This is a genomic window from Ectobacillus sp. JY-23 (genome assembly GCF_023022965.1).
In the GTDB taxonomy this organism is placed as follows: Bacteria; Bacillota; Bacilli; order Bacillales; family Bacillaceae_G; genus Ectobacillus.
In genome coordinates this window covers 1,700,002-1,726,550 of record NZ_CP095462.1, presented here as the reverse complement: position 1 = coordinate 1,726,550, position 26,549 = coordinate 1,700,002, and the positions used below count along the sequence as shown (strand labels likewise).

At 38.9% G+C, this 26,549-nt stretch carries 26 protein-coding genes and 7 pseudogenes; 27 read left to right on the top strand and 6 right to left on the bottom strand.

Going from position 1 to position 26,549, the window contains the following annotated elements; genetic code table 11:
* Positions 1-55 precede the first annotated feature (55 nt).
* Genes MUG87_RS08995 through MUG87_RS08985 form a run of 3 tightly spaced genes read left to right on the top strand, consistent with a single transcriptional unit; the run spans position 56 to position 3,869 of the window.
* Entirely contained in the window at positions 56-1,564 is a 1,509-nt protein-coding gene (locus MUG87_RS08995) for a spore germination protein (protein ID WP_247087124.1), read from the top strand.
* Positions 1,554-2,750 (top strand): Ger(x)C family spore germination protein, encoded by a 1,197-nt coding sequence (locus MUG87_RS08990; protein WP_247087123.1) that lies wholly within the window; start codon positions 1,554-1,556, stop codon positions 2,748-2,750. Before MUG87_RS08995 ends, MUG87_RS08990 begins: the two co-directional genes overlap by 11 nt.
* An 18-nt stretch (positions 2,751-2,768) precedes the next feature.
* A complete protein-coding gene (locus MUG87_RS08985) occupies positions 2,769-3,869 on the top strand; it encodes a GerAB/ArcD/ProY family transporter (RefSeq protein ID WP_247087122.1) in 1,101 nt (366 codons plus the stop codon).
* Positions 3,870-3,927: 58 nt separating this feature from the next.
* Here the strand turns inward: MUG87_RS08985 and MUG87_RS08980 are convergent, their stop codons facing one another.
* Positions 3,928-4,440 carry a hypothetical protein gene (locus MUG87_RS08980; RefSeq protein ID WP_247087121.1) on the bottom strand — a complete coding sequence of 171 codons (513 nt, stop codon included), beginning with the start codon at positions 4,438-4,440 and terminating at the stop codon, positions 3,928-3,930.
* A gap of 182 nt (positions 4,441-4,622) precedes the next feature.
* On the opposite strand from MUG87_RS08980, the gene MUG87_RS08975 reads away from it, so the two are divergent.
* The 3 genes from MUG87_RS08975 to MUG87_RS08965 all read left to right on the top strand — a co-directional run bounded on the left by MUG87_RS08975 (position 4,623) and on the right by MUG87_RS08965 (position 7,937).
* Positions 4,623-5,351 (top strand): polysaccharide deacetylase family protein, encoded by a 729-nt coding sequence (locus MUG87_RS08975; protein ID WP_247087120.1) that lies wholly within the window; start codon positions 4,623-4,625, stop codon positions 5,349-5,351.
* Between the two features lie 236 nt (positions 5,352-5,587).
* Positions 5,588-7,405 carry a peptidoglycan-binding protein gene (locus MUG87_RS08970; protein WP_247087119.1) on the top strand — a complete coding sequence of 606 codons (1,818 nt, stop codon included), beginning with the start codon at positions 5,588-5,590 and terminating at the stop codon, positions 7,403-7,405.
* A 331-nt stretch (positions 7,406-7,736) separates the two neighbouring features.
* A complete protein-coding gene (locus tag MUG87_RS08965; RefSeq protein WP_247087118.1) occupies positions 7,737-7,937 on the top strand; it encodes a LuxR C-terminal-related transcriptional regulator in 201 nt (66 codons plus the stop codon).
* A 339-nt stretch (positions 7,938-8,276) separates the two neighbouring features.
* Here the strand turns inward: MUG87_RS08965 and MUG87_RS19695 are convergent, their stop codons facing one another.
* The 3 genes and pseudogenes from MUG87_RS19695 to MUG87_RS08955 form a co-directional block, all read right to left on the bottom strand.
* Positions 8,277-8,765: a group II intron maturase-specific domain-containing protein gene (locus MUG87_RS19695; RefSeq protein ID WP_368042570.1), complete on the bottom strand. Its 489-nt coding sequence runs from the start codon at positions 8,763-8,765 to the stop codon at positions 8,277-8,279.
* Between the two features lie 26 nt (positions 8,766-8,791).
* On the bottom strand, positions 8,792-9,082 hold the full coding sequence (locus tag MUG87_RS08960) for a hypothetical protein (protein ID WP_247087117.1): 291 nt from the start codon (positions 9,080-9,082) through the stop codon (positions 8,792-8,794).
* A gap of 252 nt (positions 9,083-9,334) precedes the next feature.
* Positions 9,335-10,479 (bottom strand): annotated as a pseudogene (locus MUG87_RS08955) (IS3 family transposase).
* 146 nt (positions 10,480-10,625) lie between these two features.
* Between MUG87_RS08955 and MUG87_RS08950 the strand changes: the two are divergent.
* The 13 genes and pseudogenes from MUG87_RS08950 to MUG87_RS08895 form a co-directional block, all read left to right on the top strand.
* Entirely contained in the window at positions 10,626-11,003 is a 378-nt protein-coding gene (locus tag MUG87_RS08950; RefSeq protein ID WP_247087116.1) for a ParB/RepB/Spo0J family partition protein, read from the top strand.
* Positions 11,003-11,536: a hypothetical protein gene (locus tag MUG87_RS08945; RefSeq protein ID WP_247087115.1), complete on the top strand. Its 534-nt coding sequence runs from the start codon at positions 11,003-11,005 to the stop codon at positions 11,534-11,536. Before MUG87_RS08950 ends, MUG87_RS08945 begins: the two co-directional genes overlap by 1 nt.
* A gap of 129 nt (positions 11,537-11,665) precedes the next feature.
* Positions 11,666-12,682: pseudogene (locus MUG87_RS08940) on the top strand (RHS repeat domain-containing protein); the annotation flags it as partial.
* A gap of 34 nt (positions 12,683-12,716) precedes the next feature.
* The gene (locus tag MUG87_RS08935; protein ID WP_247087114.1) at positions 12,717-13,640 is read left to right on the top strand and encodes a hypothetical protein; all 924 of its coding nucleotides are present in this window, start codon (positions 12,717-12,719) and stop codon (positions 13,638-13,640) included.
* Between the two features lie 112 nt (positions 13,641-13,752).
* Positions 13,753-14,654: pseudogene (locus MUG87_RS08930) on the top strand (RHS repeat domain-containing protein); the annotation flags it as partial.
* Between the two features lie 4 nt (positions 14,655-14,658).
* Positions 14,659-15,345 (top strand): DUF7003 family protein, encoded by a 687-nt coding sequence (locus MUG87_RS08925; RefSeq protein ID WP_247087113.1) that lies wholly within the window; start codon positions 14,659-14,661, stop codon positions 15,343-15,345.
* Between the two features lie 150 nt (positions 15,346-15,495).
* Positions 15,496-15,651: pseudogene (locus tag MUG87_RS08920) on the top strand (sporulation protein YhbH); the annotation flags it as partial.
* A 78-nt stretch (positions 15,652-15,729) separates the two neighbouring features.
* A pseudogene (locus tag MUG87_RS08915) lies at positions 15,730-16,914 on the top strand (RHS repeat domain-containing protein); the annotation flags it as partial.
* Complete coding sequence (locus MUG87_RS19690; protein ID WP_368042569.1) at positions 16,903-17,328, top strand: hypothetical protein; 426 nt, start codon at positions 16,903-16,905, stop codon at positions 17,326-17,328. The pseudogene MUG87_RS08915 and the gene MUG87_RS19690, both read left to right, overlap by 12 nt.
* Before the next feature lie 13 nt (positions 17,329-17,341).
* Positions 17,342-17,782 (top strand): DUF4304 domain-containing protein, encoded by a 441-nt coding sequence (locus MUG87_RS08910; protein ID WP_247087111.1) that lies wholly within the window; start codon positions 17,342-17,344, stop codon positions 17,780-17,782.
* A 10-nt stretch (positions 17,783-17,792) separates the two neighbouring features.
* Positions 17,793-18,224 (top strand): AHH domain-containing protein, encoded by a 432-nt coding sequence (locus MUG87_RS08905; RefSeq protein ID WP_368042568.1) that lies wholly within the window; start codon positions 17,793-17,795, stop codon positions 18,222-18,224.
* Between the two features lie 8 nt (positions 18,225-18,232).
* The gene (locus MUG87_RS08900) at positions 18,233-18,772 is read left to right on the top strand and encodes a hypothetical protein (protein WP_247087110.1); all 540 of its coding nucleotides are present in this window, start codon (positions 18,233-18,235) and stop codon (positions 18,770-18,772) included.
* A 551-nt stretch (positions 18,773-19,323) separates the two neighbouring features.
* Positions 19,324-19,476, top strand: a pseudogene (locus MUG87_RS08895) (LuxR C-terminal-related transcriptional regulator); the annotation flags it as partial.
* A 238-nt stretch (positions 19,477-19,714) separates the two neighbouring features.
* Here the strand turns inward: MUG87_RS08895 and MUG87_RS08890 are convergent.
* Together MUG87_RS08890 and MUG87_RS08885 are read right to left on the bottom strand one after the other, a co-directional pair.
* Positions 19,715-20,086 (bottom strand): hypothetical protein, encoded by a 372-nt coding sequence (locus MUG87_RS08890; RefSeq protein WP_247087109.1) that lies wholly within the window; start codon positions 20,084-20,086, stop codon positions 19,715-19,717.
* Between the two features lie 25 nt (positions 20,087-20,111).
* Positions 20,112-20,444 (bottom strand): annotated as a pseudogene (locus MUG87_RS08885) (insertion element protein); the annotation flags it as partial.
* Positions 20,445-20,446: 2 nt separating this feature from the next.
* Here MUG87_RS08885 and MUG87_RS19590 point away from each other — a divergent pair.
* The 8 genes from MUG87_RS19590 to MUG87_RS08845 all read left to right on the top strand — a co-directional run bounded on the left by MUG87_RS19590 (position 20,447) and on the right by MUG87_RS08845 (position 26,502).
* Positions 20,447-21,097, top strand: a complete 651-nt coding sequence (locus tag MUG87_RS19590) for an RHS repeat-associated core domain-containing protein (protein ID WP_281503698.1) — start codon at positions 20,447-20,449, stop codon at positions 21,095-21,097.
* A complete protein-coding gene (locus tag MUG87_RS08875; protein ID WP_247087108.1) occupies positions 21,098-21,619 on the top strand; it encodes a hypothetical protein in 522 nt (173 codons plus the stop codon).
* A 564-nt stretch (positions 21,620-22,183) separates the two neighbouring features.
* Positions 22,184-22,408, top strand: coding sequence for a spore germination transcription factor GerE (gene gerE / locus MUG87_RS08870; RefSeq protein WP_028402973.1), 225 nt, complete (start codon positions 22,184-22,186; stop codon positions 22,406-22,408).
* 94 nt (positions 22,409-22,502) lie between these two features.
* The gene (gene racE, locus MUG87_RS08865; RefSeq protein ID WP_247087107.1) at positions 22,503-23,342 is read left to right on the top strand and encodes a glutamate racemase; all 840 of its coding nucleotides are present in this window, start codon (positions 22,503-22,505) and stop codon (positions 23,340-23,342) included.
* A gap of 141 nt (positions 23,343-23,483) precedes the next feature.
* Positions 23,484-24,539 (top strand): GerMN domain-containing protein, encoded by a 1,056-nt coding sequence (locus tag MUG87_RS08860; protein WP_247087106.1) that lies wholly within the window; start codon positions 23,484-23,486, stop codon positions 24,537-24,539.
* Between the two features lie 100 nt (positions 24,540-24,639).
* Entirely contained in the window at positions 24,640-25,395 is a 756-nt protein-coding gene (gene rph, locus MUG87_RS08855) for a ribonuclease PH (protein ID WP_247087105.1), read from the top strand.
* Positions 25,392-26,006: an XTP/dITP diphosphatase gene (locus MUG87_RS08850; protein WP_247087104.1), complete on the top strand. Its 615-nt coding sequence runs from the start codon at positions 25,392-25,394 to the stop codon at positions 26,004-26,006. The genes rph and MUG87_RS08850 overlap by 4 nt, the downstream gene beginning before the upstream one ends.
* Positions 25,996-26,502 (top strand): metallophosphoesterase, encoded by a 507-nt coding sequence (locus MUG87_RS08845; RefSeq protein WP_247087103.1) that lies wholly within the window; start codon positions 25,996-25,998, stop codon positions 26,500-26,502. Before MUG87_RS08850 ends, MUG87_RS08845 begins: the two co-directional genes overlap by 11 nt.
* Positions 26,503-26,549 lie beyond the last annotated feature (47 nt).

The window sequence follows — 26,549 nt, the reverse complement described above, 5'->3', positions numbered from 1 at the left end:
ATATTGGTAAACATATGAAATAATAAGTCCTAACTATTGGTGAAGAGGTTGAGATATGAAAGATTTGCAGCATCGGCAACAAGCGCTCTTAAACGACTTAGAACAAAATATTGAAGAGATTCAATCTTATTTGGGAAATTGTTCAGATTTAATTTTACGCAGATTTGATGTAGGAGAAAATCGGGTGGCTGTGATTCATATTGATGGTATTTCTAATACGGAAATGATTCAACAATTCATTATTGCTCCTATTCAAACTCTTAAAAATACGGAGAGATTAAGCTTCTCGATGCTGTTTCGTTACTTAAACGAAGATACGATAGCTATTTCAGATATAAAGACCGAAACGAATTGGGATAATACGCTGCGGTCGGTTTTAGCAGGAAATACGATTATCCTCCTAGATGGAGTAGCTGAAGCTATGCTAGCAGGAACTCGTAAAGTAGAGGGGCGGTCCATTGCTGAGTCAACTACACAGACTTTGGTTCGCGGTCCAAAAGATAGCTTCACTGAATCACTGCGGACCAATACAGCTCTTATTCGTATGCGCATGACAGACCCGCAATTACGCATTGACGCTTTACAAATCGGTCAGGTAACTCATACAGATTTGGCCATTTTATATATTCAGGATATCGCTAAACCTTCGCTGGTTTCTGCAGTGAAAAAAAGATTAAAAGCTATATCAATAGATGCCATTTTAGAATCAGGCTACTTAGAACCTTTTATACAAGACAAAAAGTTTTCTCTTTTCCCAACGATTCTAAATACAGAAAGACCCGATGTAGTAACGGCTAATTTGTTAGAAGGACGTGTAGCTATTATTATCAATGGCACTCCCTTTGCTTTGATTGCACCGGCGACATTTTTTCAATTTTTCCAGTCGCCAGAAGATTATTATCAGCACTATGACATTAGTTCACTTCTACGTATTCTTCGAATTGGAGCTTTTTTTGCCGCTATGTTAGCACCTGCCATTTATATTGCTCTTACAACACAACATCAGGCGATGCTACCAACGGCGCTTGTAATCAATATTGCTTCCCAACGTGAAGGGGTACCGTTTCCTACCATTGTAGAAGCTTTTATGATGGAAATCGCATTCGAGCTGCTTCGAGAAGCCGGTATTCGCATGCCAAGAGCTGTAGGACAAGCTGGTGCTATTGTAGGAGCATTGATTTTGGGTCAAACTGCAGTACAAGCAGGTGTGGTTTCAGCTGCGACTATCATCGTTGTATCTCTGACAGCCATCGCCAGCTTAACCATTCCATATTACAATATCACAATCACCGCGCGCTTGCTTCGCTTTCTTTCAATGCTTACAGCTGGTTTTTTAGGCTTGTATGGGATTGTTTTATTTCTGCTAGTATTAGGGACATATATATGTACAATCAGCTCATTCGGTGTACCGTATTTAACACCGGTTACGCCGTTTATACTAGATGAGCAAAAAGATACTTTTTTGCGTTTGCCAATTCCTTTTTTAAGGAAGCGCCCTTCAACAGGTCGACGAGGAAATAAAATGCGTATGGGACAATTAAGTGGTGAAGAAGATGAAAGTTAAAACAATTCTCAGCTTAAGCACAATTGCTTTGTGTATGTTCTTGCTTTCTGGCTGTGGCAATTATGCAGAATTAAATAGACTTGCATTAGTAGTTGCGATAGGCATTGATAAGCCTGCGGTAGAAAAGGATACATATCGTGTAACTCTTCAGGTCGTGAAGCCCAAAGCAAGTGCTGCGGGAACAACAGGCGGAGGCGGAGACGGTGTGCCCTTCGTAAATTATACCGGTGAAGGACGTACGCTCATTGAAGCAATGAAAAGTACCTCAGTGAAGCTTTCGCGAAAAGGATTTTACTCGCATACCACCATGATTGTTGTTGATGAAAATACCGCTAGAGACAATATATTGAAGGTGGTTGATTTTATGTCTCGTAATACAGGGATACCACTAAAAACCTCTGTTGTCATCGCGCGTAACACAACGGCAGAACAGATTTTACAATCTCTTACGCCATTGGACACAATAACGGGTGTTTCCTTTTTTTATCAAATCAAAAATGCCCAGGATATTCTTGGCTCGTATTTCAATGCCACTGTTCATGATCTCATGTTATATACACGTCCTGGTGATGATTTAGCAGTAAACGGGATAGAACTTACAAAGAACAAAGAACAAGCAAAAAAGAAAGACAATACAGAAAAAGCAGAGCCTGCTATCCCCATTATGAAAGGTATGGGATTATTTAAAAAAGGAAAGCTTGTACATTGGTTGGATGAAAAGGAGTCAAGATCGCTTGTTATAGCTTTCAATCAATTTAAGGCAGCTCACATTACAGTTCCTTGCGGTGAACACGCATATGCATCTTTGGCTATCAACTTCTCTAAAGTTAAAAAGCAGGTGGTAATGAAGCAAGGTATCCCTCATATAACGGCACGGATAAAATTGAAGGGATTTATTAATGAAGCATCGTGTGCATACGACTTAAGCAAGCCAGAGGCATTAAAAAAAATAGAACATGAAGTAGAAGTAACAATTCGAGACGAATTTATGGATTCTGTACGGGAAAGCCAAGCGCATGAAAGCGGCGTATTTGCTTTTGGTTATGCGTTGCATACACAACACCCGCAACAATGGGAAAAATATAAAAATGAATGGTACGAATTAGAAAAGAAAGCAAAGTTACAGGTAGTCGTTGATGTATCTCTAGAGCATGCAGGTATTCGAGAAGAAGCGAATATGAATTAATATAGGAGGGTATGCAAGATGTCCAAAAATAAGATTGATGGATTACAATTGTTTTGCCTCATCATGTTATTTGAATTAGGAAGCGCCCTTCTATTCGATGTTGGTAAAGATGCTGGTAAACAAGGATGGATGACGGTGCTTCTTGGGACCGTCATTGGTTGTATCCTGTATTTCCTGTATACGTCACTGTATAAGTACTATCCAACTCTTCCTCTCACAAGCTACGCACAAAAAATTATGGGGAAATACATCGGATGGACAATTGGAGTTTTATATGTATTGTATTTCATTTATTTATCGGCGCGTGTTCTACGTGATTTTTCATCTTTGCTTATCATAACAGCATACAATCAAACACCTCTGTTTCTTATCGCACTTTTTATGATTGTAAGCACCACGTATCTCATTATGCACGGGCTAAAGGTGATGGGGCGATTAGCAACTCTTTGTTTTGCTTTTACCATGACAATATTGATTACACTGATCTTGTTAGAAGCATTGACTCATCTCGCACATCTCAATAACCTGCTTCCCATTGTAATGTACGATTGGAAACCCATTATGAAAAGCCTGTTTCCAACAGTTGTAACTGTACCGTTTGGAGAGATGGTAGCTTTTACAATGTTGCTGCCTTTTTTGAAAAAATCCAATCAAGCACGAAAGGTTGGCTGGCTTGCTTTGTTATGCAGCGGCATCTATTTAAGCTTCTCATCCGCTTGGCACGTGATGATTTTAGGGGAAAAAAGTGTACAGCAGCTTCATTTTCCTATCCTATCATCGGTTTCACTTATAGATATTGCCAATTTTGTGACTAGGTTAGGTGCATTTGTTGTTACCATTATTGTGATATTGGGATTCTTTAAGATTTCTGTCTTTTTTTATTGTGCAGTTGTTGGTATATCTGATTTATTAAAAGTGAAAAATCAAAAGCGGGTTGCTGTAGTAATTGGATTACTCATTTTAACCATTTCTTTTACGATGGCTTCAAACTTTCTAGAGCATCTTAAGATAGGATTCGAATTTGTTCCGTATTATTTGCACATTCCTTTTCAAATTATAATCCCCTCGCTTCTTTTATTTGTAGCTCTTATAAAGAAAAGGCTGCAAACTGCGGATTGAATTAGAGTGCATACAAAAAACCGACGCTGTATGTGTCGGCTTTTTTACTACATTCTTTTTATTTTGCGATGTAATCTTCTTCAACCACTGCCACGTTAGTAGGTGTCACATATGCAATTCTTGCTGCGCTTTGTGGGCCGCTATGTTGCACAAAAGCTCGATTTGAAATCTTTTGCTTTTTAGTAATAGTAACATCAAATGTCAGCTTGTGCGATTGCAAAGGTTTTAGAGAACCGAGTTCTACAAAGATGATTTGATTTTCCTCTAATCTTCCTGCATCTTGATCGACAGCGTCTGTTAGAGGTACGCCATCTAGCTTCATACTTCCGGGTACATATTCTGTACCAGCCGGAATGCGGTCTGTTATATTTGCTTTTGCTAAAGCCTGAGAGACCTTAGAGCGAACCATAACGTGGTATCGCAATGTGGTTCCTACCTTAATCTGATCTGTATGTAGAGGCTCCACAGCTTTCGTTGCTTGAAGAAATTTAGATTCAGCTGCAAAAGCTTGACCTGTCCATACAGACAAAGTGGCACATATAATAACAAATAAAGAAGCTATTCGTTTCAATTCAATCTTCCTTTCCATAGTTGATTACTACTAATGTCCGCTTAACCTTTAGAATTATTCTTTCTGTGACCGTATAATAAAGTTCCTTTAAATCCCAAATAGGGTAATCATATTATAGTATTTCATTATGAGTTTTCAGGAACAGTATGGATAAGACATCAGGCAGAAAGGTACTTACCGCCATGAAATATATATATTTGCGTATTCTTTTTGTAAGCCTATTGCTAATGAATGTAAACGTTTCAGCAGAAATGATTAAAAGAAGGGAGGTAGAACCGACTGGGAAAGTGGTCTGGGAGGTGCCAACACAAAATAAGGTCATTGCACTGACGTTCGATGATGGACCAAGTCCTGTTTATACGCCTCAAATTTTGGCGCTTTTACGTCAATACAATGCTCATGCCACATTTTTTACCATCGGTAGTCGCGTCAACCGCTATCCCCACATCACGCAGCAAGTAATTCAGGCTGGTCATGAGATTGGCAATCATACGATGACGCATCCTTATGAAAATCGAAACGGATTTGACCGCTTGCGCACAGAATTTTTGAATGCTCATCATGTACTACAACAATATGAACCAACTCAACCTAAGCTCTTTCGCCCACCTGGAGGCTATATTGACAATGCATTGCTCGCAGAAGCAAATCGCCATGGCTACACAGTTATATTATGGTCTTATCATCAGGATACAAGGGACTGGTCTTCTCCAGGTGTACAAGTAATTGCCAATCATGTCATTTCCCATGCCAGAAACGGAGATATTGTGTTGCTACATGACGGGGGAGGAGATCGCACGCAAACAGTCGAAGCCCTAAAGGTTATTTTGCCTACGCTACAAAAGCAAGGATATCAATTTGTACGGGTGTCGGAATTGTTGCGATATAGATCGGTTCCTTCTAGTAAGTAGCGGTTAGGTGGTAGGAGAGAGACTTTCTATATCGTTCAATCAGTATTCTAATGGTTAAGTATCTCTGGAAATAAACTGCTTTTGTTTACGGGGCAACCAACATGGTTGTCCCGTAAACTTTTATATACGAACCTAAGATGTTGAGTAAAGTACATCAATTTTAAATAATAACATTAACAACAAAATATAATAACTTATGAAGTTCAATATTAAAAAGCAATATATGGGGGGATATAATGGGCTTGGGATATATAAAAGTAGAAGTACGTACCGGCAACGGCACTTTACCTGTGCCAGTGGCAAAAGTTGTTATTAGAGACAGCAGTGGGAAGGTTCTTTATCAGCTCGAAACGGGGGAGAACGGAAATACTGAAGCAGTGCCATTACATGCGCCAGATAAAGTACAGACGTTGCGACACGACAATCCAGGTCCATATTATGCAACATATGATGTTGAAGTTAACAAAGAGAAGTTTATTTCGAGTGCTGTTCGTGGTGTACAGGTATTTGATACGATAGTATCTACACTACCTGTAGACATGTCACCTGTACCAAGAACATTTGAAAAAAGCAATTTGGTAAGGGAAGTGAGTATTTCATCCCACGGGCTTCTCAACCAAGTGAACCGCAAACAAACGGTTCCTTCAATAAAGCCTAAAGTGCTGCGTGATGTAGCCATTCCTGAGTATATTACAGTCCATCTGGCTAGCCCCGATTCACCAGCAAAAAATGTTCGGGTTAAATTCATCGACTATATTAAAAATGTAGCGTCAAGCGAGATTTATCCAACCTGGCCTCCATCCGCTATTGAAGCGAATATATATGCTCAAATCACTTTTACATTAAACAGGGTATACACGGAATGGTATAGATCAAGAGGATACGAGTTCGATATATCCAATTCAACAAGTGTTGATCAAGCATTTGTAGAGGGTAGAGATATATTTGAAAACATAAGTAGTATTGTCGACGGTATATTTAACAACTTTGTTCGAAGAAAGGGACGAAAAGAGCCGTTTTTCACACAATTTTGCAACGGTACAACGTCAATTTGTCCAGGCGGACTTTCACAGTGGGGGACAGTCCCACTTGCAGAAGAAGGCATGACTCCCATTGAAATACTTAAATATTACTATCCTGATGACATTGAATTAGTGGAGGTTACTAATATAATTAGCGTAACCGAGTCATATCCCGGAACACCTTTGCGGGAAGGGAGTCAAGGTTACCCTGTTCAATCTATGCAAAGATATTTGAATAGAATCCGAGCAAACTATCCGCTTATTCCGCAAATATTAAATTCCAACGGAGTGTTTGGGAGTGACACTACTGAAGCGGTAAAAACATTTCAGGGTATTTTCGGTTTACCGCAGGATGGGGTAATTGGTAAAGATACATGGTATAAGATATCCTATTTATACGTAGCAGTAAAGAAGCTTGGAGAACTTCAAAGTGAAGGCGAATGGATTGACATAGGAGAAGCACCACCAAACGTGGTTTTAAAAGAAGGTTCAAAAGGTGCCGATGTTGCTCAACTGCAATTTATCTTAAATACAATCTCAGCGTTTTATCCTACTGTACCTCCTGTAATACGAGATGGAACATTTAGAACCACAACGAAAACATCTGTTACAGACTTTCAAAAAACATTTAACTTAACGCCCGATGGTATTGTTGGTCCTGTTGTTTGGGAGATGCTTTATAAAGTGTATAAAGGAATTGATCAAAATATTCAAATCCCTAGGCCCCCAATAGGAAGTATTCCTCCGTCTGAAACGTATCCGCCATACCCTGGAATACTTCTACGTATAGGCTCTCAAGGGGAAAATGTTTTATTAATGCAACAGTATCTAAGTGTAATTTCTAAGATTTATACAGCTCTACCTAGACCTACAGTAGATGGTATTTTTGGAAATGGCACACAAAGTGCTGTAATTGCTTTTCAAAAGCAATTTGGTCTGACACCTGATGGAATTATAGGATCAGCCACGTGGAATAGAATTGGAGAAGAGTATAATAAGATTACTACTTCTGAAAGCCACAGGAGTATCTAGAAACGACACTAATTAATTTGAAAGATGTGTGAATGAGAAAGTATGATGACCAAACAAGAGAAGAGTGCGTGTGAAAAAGGAGCGATTTTGTCCTTTTTCACATGCAAAGTGACCTTTTGAGACAGTGTTTTAATTTTCTAATCGTACTAACGTAGGTGATGCTTGAAAAGTTACGATTTAGCTTTAATCCAATATGAAGAAATCCTCTTCGCCCTCCCAAAAAAACTGTCGTGATGTATGCACCACGAGTCACATGTGTTCATACAATACAAAGACTAAATGAATACCCAAATCCCAATTTGGCTCAGGGCAGGCAAGGAGGGTTATACAATTGAAGGAAAAAGACTTTGGATCCAAACCGTTACTTACGAAACGTGAGAGGGAAGTATTCGAGCTGCTTGTGCAAGACAAGACGACGAAAGAAATCGCCGGCGAATTGTTCATCAGCGAGAAGACAGTCCGGAACCAAATCAGCAATGAGATGGGTACCCTTTGCGAACTGAATACAAAGATACATACGAAAGGACTCTGACATCAGAGGCCTTTTACTTTGTGCATTGTAAGCCCGAAATACACCTTCACGGTACCGGTGTTTGTCAAGATAGTTGTCGCATTTCCCTGTTGTTCCTTACATACAAAATAGAATCCATTCTATTTTGTATGTAAGGAATAACCAATATTTGAGGGTACGTGCCAACTTCGCCCCCTATTTGTTTGCTTCTTGGATGAGTTCTATATCGAGTGCGCGATCTGACGAGTGAATCATTCTTCCTCTTGGTCCCCCCAGTCGAGTAGGCCTAGGGGATTTCACTCTAAGTCTCTCACGGAACCGTACGTGACACTCTCATGTCATACGGCTCTTATTATCCAGTCATTTTGGTAACATTCCAACCTTCCAGTGCTCAAATAAATTAGGATATTCGGTAGAAATATGTTCAAGAAACGCATATGCTTGTTTGGTCTTGTTTTTGAATTTGAGAAACTTTCTCCTTATCCACCACATTAAGTGTAAGTTTACATGCTGTAATACTTTCGATAATTCTATTCGTCCGTATCTTCCATAATAGTTTAACCAACCTCTAATTGCGGAATTGTACTTATAGGCTAGATTTTGCATTGATTTCTCTGTTTGCTGAGATAGATACCATGCTCTTACGGTTGCTCGGACATGCTTTTTGGCATCCTTACTAATGGTAGGAAGGAAACTTGTGAAAGATTTACCGCTTTTGGCCTTCGCTTTCCTTGGTCTGAAAGTGTACCCTAAGAATGTAAATTGTATATCTTTATGCTTCTCTTTCCTATTACCAATATATATGCGTAAATTTATTTCGAACAAAAGATTCAGTTTTTCGACACACACGAAAAAAAGAGGCGTATTTACGCCCCTCAATATCCAATAAACACAAAAAATGCAAGTACAGCTACTAAAATACTGTAACCTAAATATGGATTTACTTTTTTATCAATAATTCCAAGCTTTGCACAAAGCAAGCGTACAGACCATAACAGTAAAAGGACTATTATTATGCTTAATGGGAGACTGACAGGTGAATCAACACCTAATAAAGCAAATATGCCTTTATTTATAAATCTCCCAATGTATAGTACAATAGCAGCATAAATCAAATCAGCTACTGTAACTTCCCACCATTTTTGTTTCTTGTTATCATTTGACATACTGACACCCCTTTACCTCTCACTTCGCCTGAATCCTGCATCTTCCGCTTCTTCCTCTGTACAAAACCATTTCTCTCCGTATGCTTCATTAATCTCAGTTACATCATAATATGCATCCTCAGGTAAATGATAAATCTTTTCCCCAGTTTTATAACTTACATTCCCTTTGATATTACATACACCCTGTTCACCTTCTGCTGTTGCATCTTTATATGATATTAAGTAAAGAGAGTAGACACAGATATTTTACAATTATGCAGCATTTTTAGAGTACATACGTTCGTATTCAGATGGAGAACGATACCCCAAGGTCGAGTGAATACGTTGGTTATTGTAAAATATTTCTATATACTCAAAGAGCTGTTGTTTCGCTTCCTCACGTGTCGCAAACTTCGTCTGGTAGACGAGCTCTCGCTTGAGAATCCCGTGAAAGGACTTGATGCAGGCATTATCGTAACAGTTGCCCTTACGGCTCATGCTACCTTGCATCTTGTACTGCGCCAGACGCTTCTGGTATTCGAGCGAGGCATATTGGCTTCCCCGGTCACTGTGATGGAGCACCGAATCCTTTGGTTTTTGTCGCATGTAGGCCTGTTCTAGAGCCTTTAGGACGAGATCCTTCGTCATGCGGTCACTCATGTGCCAACCGACAATTTTACGCGAGTATAAGTCCATGAGCGTGGCGAGGTAGAGCCATCCCTCATCCGTCGGGATGTAAGTAATGTCCGCTACCCACTTCTCATTGGGCTTCGTCGCGACAAACGACTGATCCAGCACGTTTTCCTGTACAGGATGGTTGTGCTTACTGTTCGTCGTCGCTTTGTACTTTTTTACGGTGCGAGACTTCAACCCTTCAGCCTTCATAATGCGCGCCACCGTGCGCTGCGAGATACGAACTCCTTCTGCATTCAGCTTCTTTGCCACCTTTGGGCTGCCATAGAGCTGGCGGGAACGAAGGAACACTTCCTTCACTTGTATGGTCCATTCTTTGCGCTGCTTGTCACGCTGACTTTCGTCTCTGTCGCGCCACTTGTAGTATCCACTCCGAGATACGTGTAACACCTTGCACATCTTCTCCAATCGGTACTCGAAGCGGTGTTCATGGATGAACTGGTACTTTACCTATGGTCTCTCGCGAAGAAGTGCATCGCCTTTTTTAGGATGGCGTTCTCTTCCTCCAAATCCTTCATGCGCTTTCTCATTTCCCGCAGTTCGTACTCTTCGGAGGTAAACACCTGAAGGCTCTGGATCTCTGGCTCCTGTGCATATTTCTTCTTCCAGCCATGCAGAGTATCTACGCTGATCTTCAGCTCCCGGGCCACCTGGGCTACACTCTTCCCCTCCGAAACCATGTACTGTACAGTTTGTTTCTTAAAATCTTCGTCATATCGTTTCATATAGACACCTCATTCGCAATTTCTCTCTTATTATAATCTGTGTCTATACTCTAGTCTAACATCATTGGGTATGGTTAGCTATTAATGCAGGGTTTGCAGCTTATGAGGGATATAAAGCCTATAAATCTGGAGCTGGTTGGAAAGGTGTGGCTGGTGCTGCAATTTTGGGCGGGCTTGGTGGAGGTAAATTTAAGATTGCAGGAAAAATAGGCAACTTAAGTAGGCGATTTGTTAATCCATTTAGCTTAGTAGGTAGACAAACAAAAGCTGAGATGTCTCGAAAGACAGTACAGAAGATAGCTAAGGATATGAAAGTTAATGGATACGTAGGGCCACCAATCAAAGTATATAAAATTAATGGTAAAAATGTAATTATTGATGGTCATCATAGAGCAAGTGCTGCAAAATACGCAGGAATAACCAAGGTACCTATAAAGCGAATAACTAGGCGTAACTTAAAGAAAACATGGAAAACAACCCCCAAAAAGTTAAGGGAGCAAGTATATGAGGCGGGAGGATTCTAATGGGTATTGAATCTTATAACTTTATGCTCTTTGTTTCGGGAAATACGTGTAATTTAACAGAAATAGGATGGGAGACAGTAGGGAGTGCATTTATCCCATTTTCTAAAGTCAGAGATACATTACTCAATATAAGGAACATTAACTATACAAATGGTCAAGGGCATAATACTTATGGTTGCTACTTTGAATACTGTGACAATACTAGTATTATTGAGTTTGAGTTGAATGGTGGTGAGTATGAAAAGCTAATCCAAGAAATTTCTGTAAGATTTGCTGTTTGTAACTCTAAATCTAATTTTGCACAAGCTATGCAGATTTTTAAACATCTTTCTATAAAGCTAAATTTAAATACTTTAGACATGCGTGCGGGTGAAGTTATTGATGTTACTGACGATGCTAGTATTAAAAGAAGCTACAACAGTTATACACAAAAGCGAGAAGAATTTTTTGAATTTATGAAAGTTCCAGAACGTAAGTTCGAGAGGCCGTTACACTGTGGCTCTGAAGTTTTTACTTACGTAAGAAGACTATAGATGAAAACCAAGGTAAACATGTAGGTTATGTTTTAGGGTGGGTGATATTAGGTAAAGAAAGCAGACACCGGATGTGTATTGCGACAATTAAGCATCAATAGCACAGGCTATTGGTGTTTGTTATATTCTCTCATCATCATAGAAACAGGCAAAACAACACCGTTCGTGACCTACAAGTATGACGATGATGGTCGCCTTATGGAAAAAACAGTAAATGGTATCACAACTCGTTATCATTATGACGGCGACAGCATCAACGTATTGTATGAAACAAATACAAGCGGTGCGGTACTGCGGCAGTACGTGTACAATGCGAACGGTGTACGTCTCGCGATGAAAACACAAGGCCAAACGTTCTACTATCACTACAACCCACATGGTGATGTCATTGCGATGACAGACAGCACTGGTAAAGTCGTGGCACAATATACGTATGATGCGTGGGGCAATGTGCTGACAAGCAGTGCAGAAGGTTTCGCAGCAGATAGTCCGTTTGGATATGCGGGATACATGTATGATAAAGAAATCGGCATGTACTACCTCATGGCACGGTATTACCATCCGGTGCATGGTGTGTTTATTTCGGTAGACCCAGATCCAGGTGACGCGGATGATCCGATTACGCAGAATGGGTATACGTATGTAAATAACAATCCGGTTATGGGTGTTGACCCAGATGGGCACTTTTTCTGGCTAGCTGTGAATGCAGGATTTGGGGCTTATGATGGATACAGAGCTTACAAATCAGGTGCAGGTTGGAAAACTGTAGCTAAAAGAGCCGCATTAGGTACTGCTGGAGGAGGAAGGTTTAAACTAGGAGCTCGAGTTGGCGGGGCTGTAGCTAAAACTGTAAAAACTCATGGTCATCATGCTTTTCCTAAATATATTGGAGGACACTCTAAACAGAAACTTGTGCAAGTGCCAATTGATGTTCACAAGCAGCTCCATAGAGAAATGAGGAAATTTGCACAGTCAAGTAGAAAGCAAAATACAAATTATTATAAGAATCTGAAGCAGAATAATCCAAAAGCTTATTGCAAAATCCTAAAGAACACTTATAAATTTTATGATCAAAAGTATCCACAGTATTTGAATGCCTTCAGAAAAGGAGTACATTACTCGAATAAACATGGGTATTTTAGGTGAAATGTAAATCACATTATAGGGAGAGGACAAACGAGTGCTAAAAAGACATCCATCTAAAATGATTCTAGAAGGGGAAGAATTATTGATTCCAAAGGTGCAATGTAAATTCCATGCAAATTATATCTCACTTAGTTCAACTTCTCGTAAAATCAATTTTAATATTATATGTCCAATTCCATCTGTAAATTTAGAATCTGAGGAATACTTGGATATTTATCTTAATAAGTTACCGGACTTTTTTAGAGGAGAAAAGGTTTACTATTATGAAGGTTATAGTTTTAGCTCAACAAACTTTTCTTTATTGAATAAGAATTTTACAGTTACTAGAGGAAGTGTAGAGATTGATTATTTATCAATTCGTACTTTCAGTGTCGACTTAGAACTTACATTACAGGACAGCGCGGGTAAGGAGTATGAGTGTAAGCTGTTCTTATACCCTTTAGTAGATAAAGTGACAGCTTATTCAGATTATATATCTTATCCTAATATTGTGGCTCCAAAGGTTATCTATTGTGATACAAAAAAGGAAAAGAATATTTCCAACAGTAAGCCTATAGAAGAACTTTCATTAGATGATTTCACTTCTTCTATAATCTGGGAATGGGATTTGGAGAATGAGCATCTTATTGGACAGGACGAGACGTGGGTTAAACCCTCTTTATTTAAAAATATTTTTGAGATGAATGGTGAAGAGGGTTTTGTAAAAGGGAAGATATGGTTTGATAGAACTCGTTATTACCAGTGTATTTTTAACATAGCTGTTAATACGCAAGCTAACCAGATCATAATTTTTGATGGAGCGGTTTATGTAGAAGAACATTACATCTCTCTGGAAGATTTTATAAAAACTTTTATTAAAAAGCAAGAAAGCATTATAGGATTTGAGTTACAAGAAAGTCTTTACCAAAAGAAATTAAGTGTTAGGGACGTTGGGGCTCCTATAGAGCTTACTTTCTAGTTATGAATCAAAGTGTTTGTTTCGTAATTCATAGATAATTTAAAGATTTATTCATAGTCGAGAAGAATATTCTCGGCTAGTTTTTTTAGTAAATTATATAAACTAAAATTTTAATATCAATGTGCTGCATGAAACAAAAATAGCTGGAACTATTCCTTGTGCTTATATTTGTAAATTTAGCAATATCTATTTGATGATGAAAACGCAAGGCCAAATGTCTACTATCACTACAACCCACATGGTGATGTCATCGCGATGACAGACAGCACAGGCAAAAACGTGGCGCAATATACGTACGATGCATGGGGCAATGTGCTGACAAGCAGTGCAGAAGGCTTAGCGGCAGATAATCCGTTTGGATATGCAGGATATATGTATGATAAAGAAATCGGCATGTATTACCTCATGGCGCGGTATTACCATCCGGTGCATGGTGTGTTTATTTCGGTAGACCCAGATCCGAGTGATGCAGATGACCCAATTACGCAGAATGGGTATACGTATGTAAATAACAATCCGGTTATGGGTGTTGACCCAGATGGACATGTTCCTTGGCTAGTAATTAATGGTGGATTTGCAGTATATGATGGGTATAAAGCTTACAAATCAGGTGCAAATTGGAAAAGGGTTGCTTTTGCAGGAGCCAAAGGTTTTGTTGGTGGAGGAAGATATGGTGCTGCAAAACGTGCTTTAAATTCTGCCAATTATTTAATTCGTCCGGGAAAATATGCAAGACTTTCAATTCCGGCAATTAAGGGAAAATCTCGTAATTTTTCATCTACAACTCGTAGAAAGATAGATGAGATTGGATATAGGTATGGTTGTCATAGTTGTGGAATAAAAAATCCTGGTACAAAATCTGGGAGGTATATACCAGATCACCAACCAGCTAATGCTATAGCTGGAAGAAGGACGCAGAGGCTGTATCCACACTGTCAGAAATGTTCTCAGAAACAAGCTGGACGAGTATCAGCCATTTCTAAAAAAAGAAAATCATTACACAAAAGAAGGTGACGTTATGCAAAATATATTGAAAGTATTAGATGCCAAACAAAAAAGTTATGAATTTCCTTTGATAGACAATGTAAATGCAGATATCTCACAAGTGAAATTATCAGTGTGTTTAAGGAATAATTCGGATTGGTTAATTATTTTTCAATTCGTAGAGGTTGGAAATTTTGGCATAGGAAATAACATCTTTATGTACGGTAATACATTGAAGCATAATCATTGTTCAATTTTAGATGATGCGATTGTACAGCTAAGTGATGGACAATACGACCTTTTTGATGACAATGGTGAATTTATTCCTAGTTTATATAAAGATAAAATCATTCTTAATCATAAGGAATATTATTACGAATTTACACCACAAGATTACGCAAATGCAGGAATAGAAATTAAAGATTCAGAAGCATATCCTGTATATTTCATGCGTATGCTTGCTGCTAAAGATGACTCACGTAAGCTGTTGTGGTACGATATCCCACAATTATTACAAGAAATTAAAGACATTAATGATTGGAAGATATGGTACGAAACAGAAGAGTGGCAACACGTTGTTGATGAAAAAGTAAGTGAGAACGTATTTTTCCAAACGTTAGCCGAAGCTATAGAAAAGAATGATATTAATCTGATTCAGAATAGAACATCAAATACACACTGGAAGAATTGGATTGAATTAGATTTTGAAAATCAATTTTAGATGTACTATGACGTCAATCAAAAGTGATAGGAATTCAATAAATTAGCTAAAGAAAGTTTGATACAGAATAACTATTCGTTAGAGGGTTTTGTTAAATGTATACATGTAGGTTTTAAGAGACATACTAATAAGTCACGAGTATATGATGTGCAATTGTACCAATATAACCGTCATTCAACGCTCATGTTTGCCTACAAAAACATCCATGACGAAGATTTCCGATATTATATCCTGAAACAAAAAGCCGACGTTTTCCATGCGATGAAGAGCTTCTTTAAGAAGGAAGCAGCGGAGGCGAAGAGGTAGAAGGGAACCCCGCATAGGCGGGGTTTTTGTTTTGTGTGAAATAGGAATCTAGTGAAAGTGGATATACATATCAAGTAAAATAGAATCATAAGCATGACCGACAGAGGCGGCAGTGTGTCATGGGCATATCACCCTGGGTCGCATAAGTTGAAAACACAAAGTATCCAGCACGGTGCGTACACAAATACCGCTAACTACGAATACAACGCATTGAACCAAAATACAAAGGTTATTGACCAAGGGACATCGTACTATTTTGATTATGACGAATTTGGCAATGTAGGTCTATCTATCACAGGCAATGGGACGGGTGCAACGTTCCAATACAATCAAGCCCAACAACTCGAAGCACTGAGTATCGCAACTGCCAATGCGACGCCGATTCTCACAGAGCGTTACGAGTATGATGCGAATGGAAACAGGACAAAAATCACCCGCCGCGTCGGCGCAGCAACCACGCAAGAAGAAATACGTTATACGTACGATAACATCAACCAATTGACAAGTGAAACACTTGCAGACGGAACAGTCAAAACATACACCTATGATGGTCTCGGAAATCGTACAAGTGTGAAGGTAGGCAGCACCACCACAACTGCGACATTTAACAGTGGAAACCAGTTAACGAAATACGGTACAGAAACACTTACCTATGATGCGAATGGCAATCGCAAATCTGACGGCAAATATACGTATACCTGGGACGGTGCGGACCAGCTCATCAGTATCACAGAAACAGGCAAAACAACATCATTTGCCACCTACAAGTATGACGACGACGGTCGCCGCATTGAAAAAACAGTAAATGGCATTACAACCCGTTATCATTATGACGGCGACAGCATCAATGTATTATATGAAACAAACACAAGCGGTGCGGTACTGCGGCAGTACGTGTACAATGCGAACGGCGTACGTCTCTCGATGAAAACGCAAGGCCAAACGTTCTACTATCACTACAACCCACACGGTGATGTCATTGCGATGACAGACAGCACAGGCAAAAACGTGGCGCAATATACGTACGATGCATGGGGCAATGTGCTGACAAGCCATGCAGAAGGCTCGGCAGCAGATAATCCATTTGGATATGCGGGATACATGTACGATAAAGAAATCGGCATGTATTACCTCATGGCGCGGTATTATCATCCGGTGCACGGTGTGTTTATTTCGGTAGACCCAGATCCAGGTGATGCGGACGATCCGATTACGCAGAATGGGTATACGTACGTTATTAACAATCCCGTCATGTTTATGGATGCAAAAGGTGATAAGCATAGACCAGCAGATGTTACAGGATCGTATTATATAGGCGGAGGAGCGCGTTTTACTTTTAAGCCTTTTAATAGCAAGAGGCCTAAACTAAAGCTACCTGTTAAGAGAAAAAGTAAGGGTATAGATAAGCCGTTTACAAAATCAAGTTTGAAACTAGGACAACAAATGCATAAATCATATAAAACTGATGAAGTATTACAAGGTGTAAGAGAAAAAGAATTTCGTTTACCAAGCAGAAAAAGAATTGACTTTATTGATTTCGAGAAAAAAATAATATACGAACTAAAACCATATAACCCTAGAGCAATGAGGCAAGGTAATAGGCAGCTAAAAATATATAAGAAAGAGGTTGAAGGGATATTTGGTCCGGGTTGGAAAACAAAATTGGATGTGTATTGAGGTGATTAAAGCGGTGGAAAAGAAAGAATTTAAAAAAATTATTAATGACTGTTTATTATCAAACGGTTTCGTTAAAAAAGGTAAATTTTATTATAAGGATAGTGATGAAGTTATATGTTCTCTAGGTTTACAAAAATCAAATTACTCAAATTGTTACTATGTGAATGTGGGGATTGTAATAAAAGAAATTAACCCTAATCTGGAATTACCAAGAGATGTTGATGGTGATATTAGATGTAGGTTCTACTTTGAAGTTGATGGGAATCAAATTGACTGCTTACCAATAGACAAATTAAGCGAAAGTAATGTTATTGCCTCTTTAGAGAAAAATATTTTGGAATTAGTTGACCCATCATTAGAACCTGAAGGAATTAAAAAACTATTAAACGATAAGCCAGTCCTTTTATATCAAACTAAAATGGTAGTTAAAAAGCACTTAGGTATAGAAGGATAAAAAGGTAGCCATAGGGAAAATTCTCTATGGCTATTCTTGTACCCAGTATTTAGTAAATCTAATATTACATAAAAAACGAGTTATTATTTATATTGTACCTAGGAACAAATTCCTAAATAAATTAGCAATAAAACCCTTTAAAAAACCTTTTCAAGTTCATCATTTTGCAACAAATAAAAGCAAACGTTATACAAAACACTTCCAAGAAATAGCCAATAAATATAATTTGGATTTAGATGCAGGTTGGAACAAAAAAAGGATGATACATCAAGGACGTCACCCTAATGCGTATCATGAATATATGTTAAGAAATATGAAAAAGATTGATAAACATGCTAAAGGAGATAGGGAGGCTTTTTTAAGGAGTTATAGGAGTTTAAGGAAACATGTTCAAAAAAATCCAGACATGTTATACTCAAGATATTGGAAAAATAGGAGATGAAATGATATATGACTCTAATCTTTGATTACTTAGATGAGATGCAAAGTGATATAGTTTCTCTAAATACTGTAGAGTTAGAGCGAAAGTATTTTAATATTTGTGTTCAAATATCTGGAAAAGATATGGCAGAACAGATAAAAAATATTAATACAACACATTATCAAGAGTTATTAGGTGAAGCTTTCACAAAAGCAATTAAAAGTTCACTTGATTCTGAAACTAAAGCCATTTACTTTGAGTATGATATGGATAATAATTGGAAGGGCACATACTACCTTTGTACGGAATACTATCCATTGTCCGAAGAAAATGATGATTGGGCATGTGAGTGGGAGGAAAGTATTGCAGGTCCATGTTTATTAGAATTTAGTAATTTGTATGACAATAAAGGTGGATTTAATAACAGTCTAAATATAGGAGTAACACTCTATCTTATTGCTAGAACAGTAGTAGTTTTTAGAGAAATAGCTACTAAATTTAATATAAATCTTCCATTATGTATAGCCTATCATGATCAAGATCCAATAATGCGAATTTATGAGGAATAGGATTAAAAATCATAAGAATAGATTTTAGTGTAAACTCTAAGGTGGAAAGCTTTGTATATCCATGCGGTTAAAAAATTAATTGTCCTCAAGTACAAAAGCACGTCATTCTTTTTTCTTATCCTACTAAGAAAGGGTGGCGTGCTTTTTTATGTGATATTAAGTAAAAAAAGTAGACACAGTATATTAATCACAGAGCTGTCAAAGAAATTGTTTAATTGCTCTTTTGTTCAGAATTTTTCGCATAGAACATGAAAGGAATGCAGTGTAGTAAAAACAGAATACTGATATGGTCAAAATCCATCTTCAGATGCATTGAATGCTCAGAAGGTGATTAAGCATCCTATACTTTTCAACCAGCTGACATATCCGTCCACCACCCTGCATAAACTAATGGAAGGCCCCTATACATAACAAGAACGAGAAACCCTTCGCCCTCCCAAAAAAACTGCCGTGATGCATGCACCAGGAGTCACATGTGTTCATACAATACAAAGACTAAATGAATACCCAAATCCCAATTTGGCTCAGGGCAGGCAAGGAGGGTTATACAATTGAAGGAAAAAGACTTTGGATCTAAACCGTTACTTACGAAACGTGAGAGGGAAGTATTCGAGCTGCTTGTACAAGACAAGACGACGAAAGAAATCGCCGGCGAATTGTTCATCAGTGAGAAAACAGTCCGGAACCACATCAGCAATGAGATGTGTGCCCTTTGCAAACAAAATCTGAGGATACATAGGATACATACGAAAGGTCTCTGTTATCAGAGATCTTTTTCTTTACCCATTTATGAATTCTGTCCAACTCAATGTAACCTATCCAAAGTTCCCTTTTGGGAGGGAAGATATTAAATCAGATGTCTTTTTAGCCTATAAATAACAATTTTTCAGCACCTAAATTAGAAGTCTAAATAACAAAAAGGGACGGGTAATTTCCGTCCCTTTAATTTGTTATATACTCTAAAAACTCATTTAGTGATGAAAACATTACTTCTGGTTCCCAATCACCCTCACCGTGCATTGCGGTCATTACAGGGTAATTTTTATCTTCAATATCTACAAAAATTGGGTCTCCCGAATCTTCATCGTATCCAATTACAAACCAAGTTTCTTTCCAATCACTTTCATTATTCCCTGTTAAAGAATTACCTTCTTCATCCACACTGTATCCTAATTGTCCTTCTTCAAATTCTTCGCTTGAAAATAGATGAATAGATATAGTTTCAATTTCGGGGTCATCAACTTCCATCTCAATTTCTAGGTTGTCCAACGCTTCTATCTTACTTAAAATAATCTTTAAATCCTCATTTAACACAACATATACCTCCTAATGTGAGTTACTATTTTAGATAGATTATATCATTTATTTTGAAAACTTTGTCAGTAATTCCTAGCCTCTGAGCTGGAGTTAATTCTTCTCCATCAGGTGTTTTATACGGGAAACAAAAATTGTAATAAGTTCTTAAAATGGTTAATGCCATCTGAGCATACTTTGGATTGAAATTAGAGTATATATAACTTTTACCGTCACCGCGAGCCGTTGTTAATGGTCTTTCTAAGATAGATGACCTTCTTCTAATTTGCTGAATAAAGAAGTTACTAGCATTATCACTAACATTTAAAATCATAAAAGCGATTTCTTCTGCATCGAATGAGGATAAATCAGTTGGGCAATGTGCTGACAAGCAGTGCAGAAGGCTTGGCAGCAGATAATCCGTTTGGATATGCGGGATACATGTATGATAAAGAAATCGGCATGTATTACCTCATGGCGCGGTATTATCATCCGGTGCATGGTGTGTTTATTTCGGTAGACCCAGATCCAGGTGATGTGGATGATCCGATTACGCAGAATGGGTATACGTATGCTGATAATAATCCAGTGAAATATATTGATCCAGATGGGCATTCTAAAACAGCTCCTGATGATTACGGAAGAGCGATGGCTCCAGGGGGAGGCGGAGGAGGTGGGAGTAGTAATGCATGGAAGTTTAGGATTTCATTGCCAAGCAAACCGCATACCAATAAAACTCCTGGGCATTGGTTTGCTAGTCTGAGGAGAGCAATTAAAGAAGCTAAAAAAGATGATAGTGTTACAGTATATTTAAACAAGGGTTTACAAAACATCATCCCAGGTCTTAAGCCTAATAGACCAGATATTATGGTGGTAAGGAAAAATGGCAGAGTAGATCAATATGAAGTTCCAAGTAAAACAGATAACGTAGATAAATTGGTTATAAGAATGAAGCAGAATCAGAACCTTCTTGGTAAAAGGGGAGGTAAATTTGAACTTGTACCTATCCAAAAAAGGAAAAAGGTGAGATAAATGAGTGACTTAAATAAGATATCAATTGTTTTATATGGAGAAATACTTGAAAAAGACAGTAAGCATTGGTGGGAGTGGTATGAATGGTGTAAGAATTTTGGTACTAGGTTGGGCTACACTCCTAACTACATCGGGATACGCGGAGAAAGTTTTAAGTCAGGTAAAGTATTAAAACTAAATCGAGTTGAAAAAAGATTTAAAAAATCAATTGAACAAAATGAATATGTAGAAAACCTTGACTTATATGCTTTGCCTGAAGAGTTTTCACAGGCAGTTTTTGACTATCGAACGCATATGTGTATAAATAGGATTTCTGATGAGCATATAATTTTAATTACTTTACCTAGCAAAGAATTCGAAAATATTAATTTAGATACTATTATTAATGATATGAAAAGGTTCATGGATATAACCAAGGGTGAAGTATTTGAAATGTCAGTTTTAAATTGCCCATATTTTTATGCAATGAAGGTTAATAGTCCTTCAGATTATGAGACTTTAAAAATAATAAAGCAATTTTAAACTCCTTTGGTGATACGCTCAAGGATAAAAGATAGCCATAGGGAAACTCCTCTATGGCTATTCTTACACTCATTGTTTAGGAAATCTAATATTTCATAAAGGCTGTTTCTGAAATATTGTTGTTTTTGGATATAAATTTGTAATGTGTTTTTATTCTGTTAAAACTGATATTAAGTAAAAAAAGTAGACACAGTATATTAATCACAGAGCTGTCAAAGAAATTGTTTAATAGCTCTTTTGTTGAGAATTTTTCGCATAGAACATGAAAGGAATGCAGTGTAGTAAAAACAGAATACTGATATGGTCAAAATCCATCTTCAGATGCATTGAATGCTCAGAAGGTGATTAAGCATCCTATACTTTTCAACCAGCTGACATATCCGTCCACCACCCTGCATAAACTAATGGAAGGCCCCTATACATACAAGAACGAGAAACCCTTCGCCCTCCCAAAAAAACTGCCGTGATGTATGCACCACGAGTCACATGTGTTCATACAATACAAAGACTAAATGAATACCCAAATCCCAATTTGGCTCAGGGCAGGCAAGGAGGGTTATACAATTGAAGGAAAAAGACTTTGGATCTAAACCGTTACTTACGAAACGTGAGAGGGAAGTATTCGAGCTGCTTGTACAAGACAAGACGACGAAAGAAATCGCCGGCGAATTGTTCATCAGCGAGAAGACAGTCCGGAATCACATCAGCAATGCCATGCAAAAGCTTGGAGTAAAGGGGCGCTCTCAAGCAGTAGTAGAGCTTCTTCGTATGGGAGAACTTGAACTATAAGAGAAAAGCCGACTTTCACCTTGAAAGTCGGCTTTTTGTCTGTAAACTCTTGCAAATTCAGTAGAAAAGGAGCAAAATAGGATATTGAATTGCGATGTACTCGCAATATGCTGCTAGTACAGACAGAAAATGGGGCGATGTTTTGAATAAGGCAATTGGTGTGTTGGATTCCGGAGTTGGCGGGTTGACAGTTGCAAGAGAGATTATTCGTCAGCTGCCGAAGGAACGAATTATTTATGTGGGTGATACGGCTCGTTGTCCATACGGCCCTCGTCCGCAGGAAGAAGTGCGTACGTTTACATGGGAAATGACAGATTATTTATTGTCTCAAGATATAAAGATGCTGGTAATTGCGTGTAATACAGCGACTTCCGTTGTGTTAAAAGAAATGCAAGAACGTTTACCAATCCCGGTTGTAGGAGTCATTCATCCTGGTGCGCGGACGGCGCTTAAGGTAACACGCAACTATCACGTTGGTGTCATCGGTACGATTGGAACCATTGAAAGCGGCGCATATACAGATGCATTGCGCTCTATCAACAGCCGCGTGGAAGTAGAAGGGTTGGCTTGTCCCCCATTTGTTCCGCTTGTTGAGAATGGTGAGTTTGATAGTCCACGTGCGCAGGCTATTGTTGCTGAAACACTACAACCACTAAAGGAAACGGATATTGATACACTTATTTTGGGTTGTACACACTATCCTATCCTAGGTCATGTAATTCAGCAGGTAATGGGAAAACAGGTTAAGCTCATTAGTTCCGGTGATGAAACAGCACGTGAGGTAAGTACAATCCTGTATCATAATCATTTGCTGAACACAGAAGATGAGGGAGAGCACTTGTTTTTAACTACAGGTTCAACTGAAAAATTTAAAGAAATCGCATCAAACTGGTTCGGCCAACCAATTGAAAATGTAAAACATATCACATTATGATGTGAACAAAATACTATTACAACCGTTCTGCCCAGGGCAGAACGGTTTTTATGTTTTATAAATTTTTTCGGTCAAGCCGGTCTAATTTATTAGGGCAGCCTGTATACATGATAGTACAAACCATCTCAGGAGGGGAATGTTATGCAAAAAACAACGAAGTGGGTTGCTTGTGCCGTCGCGAGTTCTGTGTTATTGACCGGCTGCGGTATGTTTGGGGAACAAAAGAAAGAACAGATTGATCCGCCGAAAAATGTAACATATACAAAGGAAGAACAGGCGAAGCAATCTGGAGAGAAAAAGGTGGAGGCGGCCAAACGCGAGCTCTACCTTGTTGACAAAAATGGCTTCGTGGTACCGCAAGCATTGGCCCTTCCAGATGCGAAGGACAATGCAGTTATTAAGCAGTCTTTAGAATACTTAGTCAAAGACGGTCCAGTTACAAATTTATTGCCTAACGGTTTTCAAGCGGTATTACCAGCGAATACAACTGTCAATGGTGTAGACATTAAAGACGGAACTGCAATTGCGGATTTTTCCGCGGAATTTAAAAAGTATAAAAAAGAAGAAGAACGTCGCATTGTTGAGGCGATTACTTGGACACTGACGCAGTTTAAAGATGTGCAGCGCGTTAAAATTCGGATAGACGGTCAAGACCTGGCGATGATGCCGGTGGACAAAACACCAATTGGAGAAGGCTTGAGCCGTGCTGATGGTATTAATTTCGATGATCGACAAGTTCTTGATGTCATGAATACAAAACCGGTTACTTTATATTTTGTAGCGCAAAACAACAAGCAAACATATTACGTACCAGTTACACGACGTATCGCAAATAATAAAGAAACGGCTACAAAAGAGGGGGAAGTAATCGCGGTAGTAAATGAGCTTGTAAAAGGCCCTTCTTATAAATCCCAGCTTTCTAGCGATTTTAATGCCGGAGTCAAGGTATTAACACCACCAAAGCTTGAAGGTGGTAAGGTGACACTAAACTTTAATCAAAATATATACGGTGATACTAAGAAAAGCATGATTTCAAATCATGTACTGCAGGCGCTTGTGCTGTCTTTGACGGAGCAAAAGGGTGTCGAAGGTGTAGCAATACAGGTGGATGGCAAAGCCAGTATTGTAAAGGAAAATGGAGAAAAGCTAACTGCACCTGTTACAAGACCGCAAAATGTGAACACAGGTAGTTTCTAATGAATATATTTTGCTATACTTAAAAAGAAGAAGGATTCCTTCTTCTTTTTTCCATTCATAATCATTTTTTTGGTCATACTACAGGGTAGGAGGGGTTTATATGAGAGTGGACGGACGTCAAAACAAGGAACTGAGACGTATACATATTCAAACAAATTATCTAAAGCACCCAGAAGGTTCGGTGCTAATTGAGGTAGGCGATACAAAGGTAATCTGTGCTGCGAGCATTGATGACCGAGTCCCTCCATTTATGCGAGGAGAGGGAAAGGGCTGGATTACAGCAGAATATGCAATGCTGCCTCGGGCGACAGAGCAGCGCACGATTCGGGAATCTAGCAAAGGAAAAGTGTCCGGCCGCACGATGGAAATTCAGCGTCTGATTGGGCGTGCACTGCGCGCTGTGGTGGATTTAGAAGCTCTCGGTGAGAAAACGGTCTGGATTGACTGTGATGTTATTCAAGCGGATGGCGGTACGAGAACGGCTTCAATTACTGGAGCGTTCGTTGCTATGGTATTAGCATTTCAAAAACTTGTAGAGAACGGAAAGCTTACGCACATTCCAGTTAAGGATTATTTAGCTGCAACATCTGTTGGTATCATTGACGAGCATGGTGTTGTACTCGACTTAAATTATACGGAAGATTCTGCAGCCAATGTCGATATGAATATTATCATGACAGGAAAAGGGCACTTTGTGGAAGTACAAGGAACAGGTGAGGAAGCAACATTCAGCAAAGAAGAAATGGCGGCTCTTCTAGAGATGGCTGAACACGGTATACATAAGCTCGTAGCCATTCAGCAAGAGGCACTGGGTGAAATTGCTGAACAAATGGATGAAAGGATGAAAGCACAATGAAGAGTGTTGTAATCGCAACAAAAAATATGGGCAAGGTACGCGATTTTGAGCAGTTGTTTTCCCGCTATGGATTACGTGTAAAGTCACTGCATGATTTTCCTCATATTGAAGAAGTGGAAGAAACAGGTGAAACGTTTGAAGCGAATGCGATTTTGAAAGCTGAAGCGTTATGTAAGCAGCTAGGACATACAGTGATTGCGGACGATTCAGGACTCATTGTTGATGCATTGTCAGGGAAGCCGGGTGTACATTCTGCACGCTATGCAGGAGAGCCAAAGGACGACCAAAAAAATATTGAGAAGGTACTAGAGGAACTTACAGATGTACCGAAAGATAAGCGAAAAGCACGCTTTTACTGTGCTCTTGCAGTCGCTTTTACAGATGAAAGCAAAAAGCCTGTGATTGTGAATGGTACTTGTGAAGGCATTATTTTAGAACAGCCGCGCGGCACGAACGGTTTCGGTTATGATCCAATTTTTTATGTGGAAGAGTATAAAGCAGCGATGGCGGAGTTATCATCTCAGCAAAAAAATGAAATTAGCCACCGGGGACGAGCGCTTCGCAAGCTGGAGGAAAAAATTCCAGAGTGGTTTTTAGACGATGAACTGTAAGGTACTTATTGTCAGCGACAGTCACGGGATGACGGGAGAATTAATAGAATTATACAACCGACATGATGCGGATGTATATATTCATTGCGGTGACTCAGAGCTGCCAGCCACACATCCGGCACTTGCGGGCTATTCTGTTGTGAAAGGAAACTGCGATTTTGAATCTGCATACCCTACCAACTATGTAGAAAAAGTGAATGGTGTGTCTATCTTTGTGACGCATGGCCATCTTTATAATGTGAAAATGACACTGCAGAAGATCTGGTATAAAGCGAAGGAAGCAGGAGCGCATGTTGCCTGTTTCGGTCATTCACATCTAATGGGTGCGGAGCTGATTGAAGATGTGTTGTTAATCAATCCCGGCAGCATCTTGCTGCCGCGCGGCCGGAGGGAGCGTACCTATGCGCTCTTGGAGGTGCAAAACAAACAAGCAACCGTCATTTTTTATGAGTTAAGCGGCAAAGAAGTGGCAAAAGAATCATTTGTACTGCAGTAAGAGGGCGAACAGCCCTCTCTTTTATAAGAAAGTAGGCGATGGCCGCA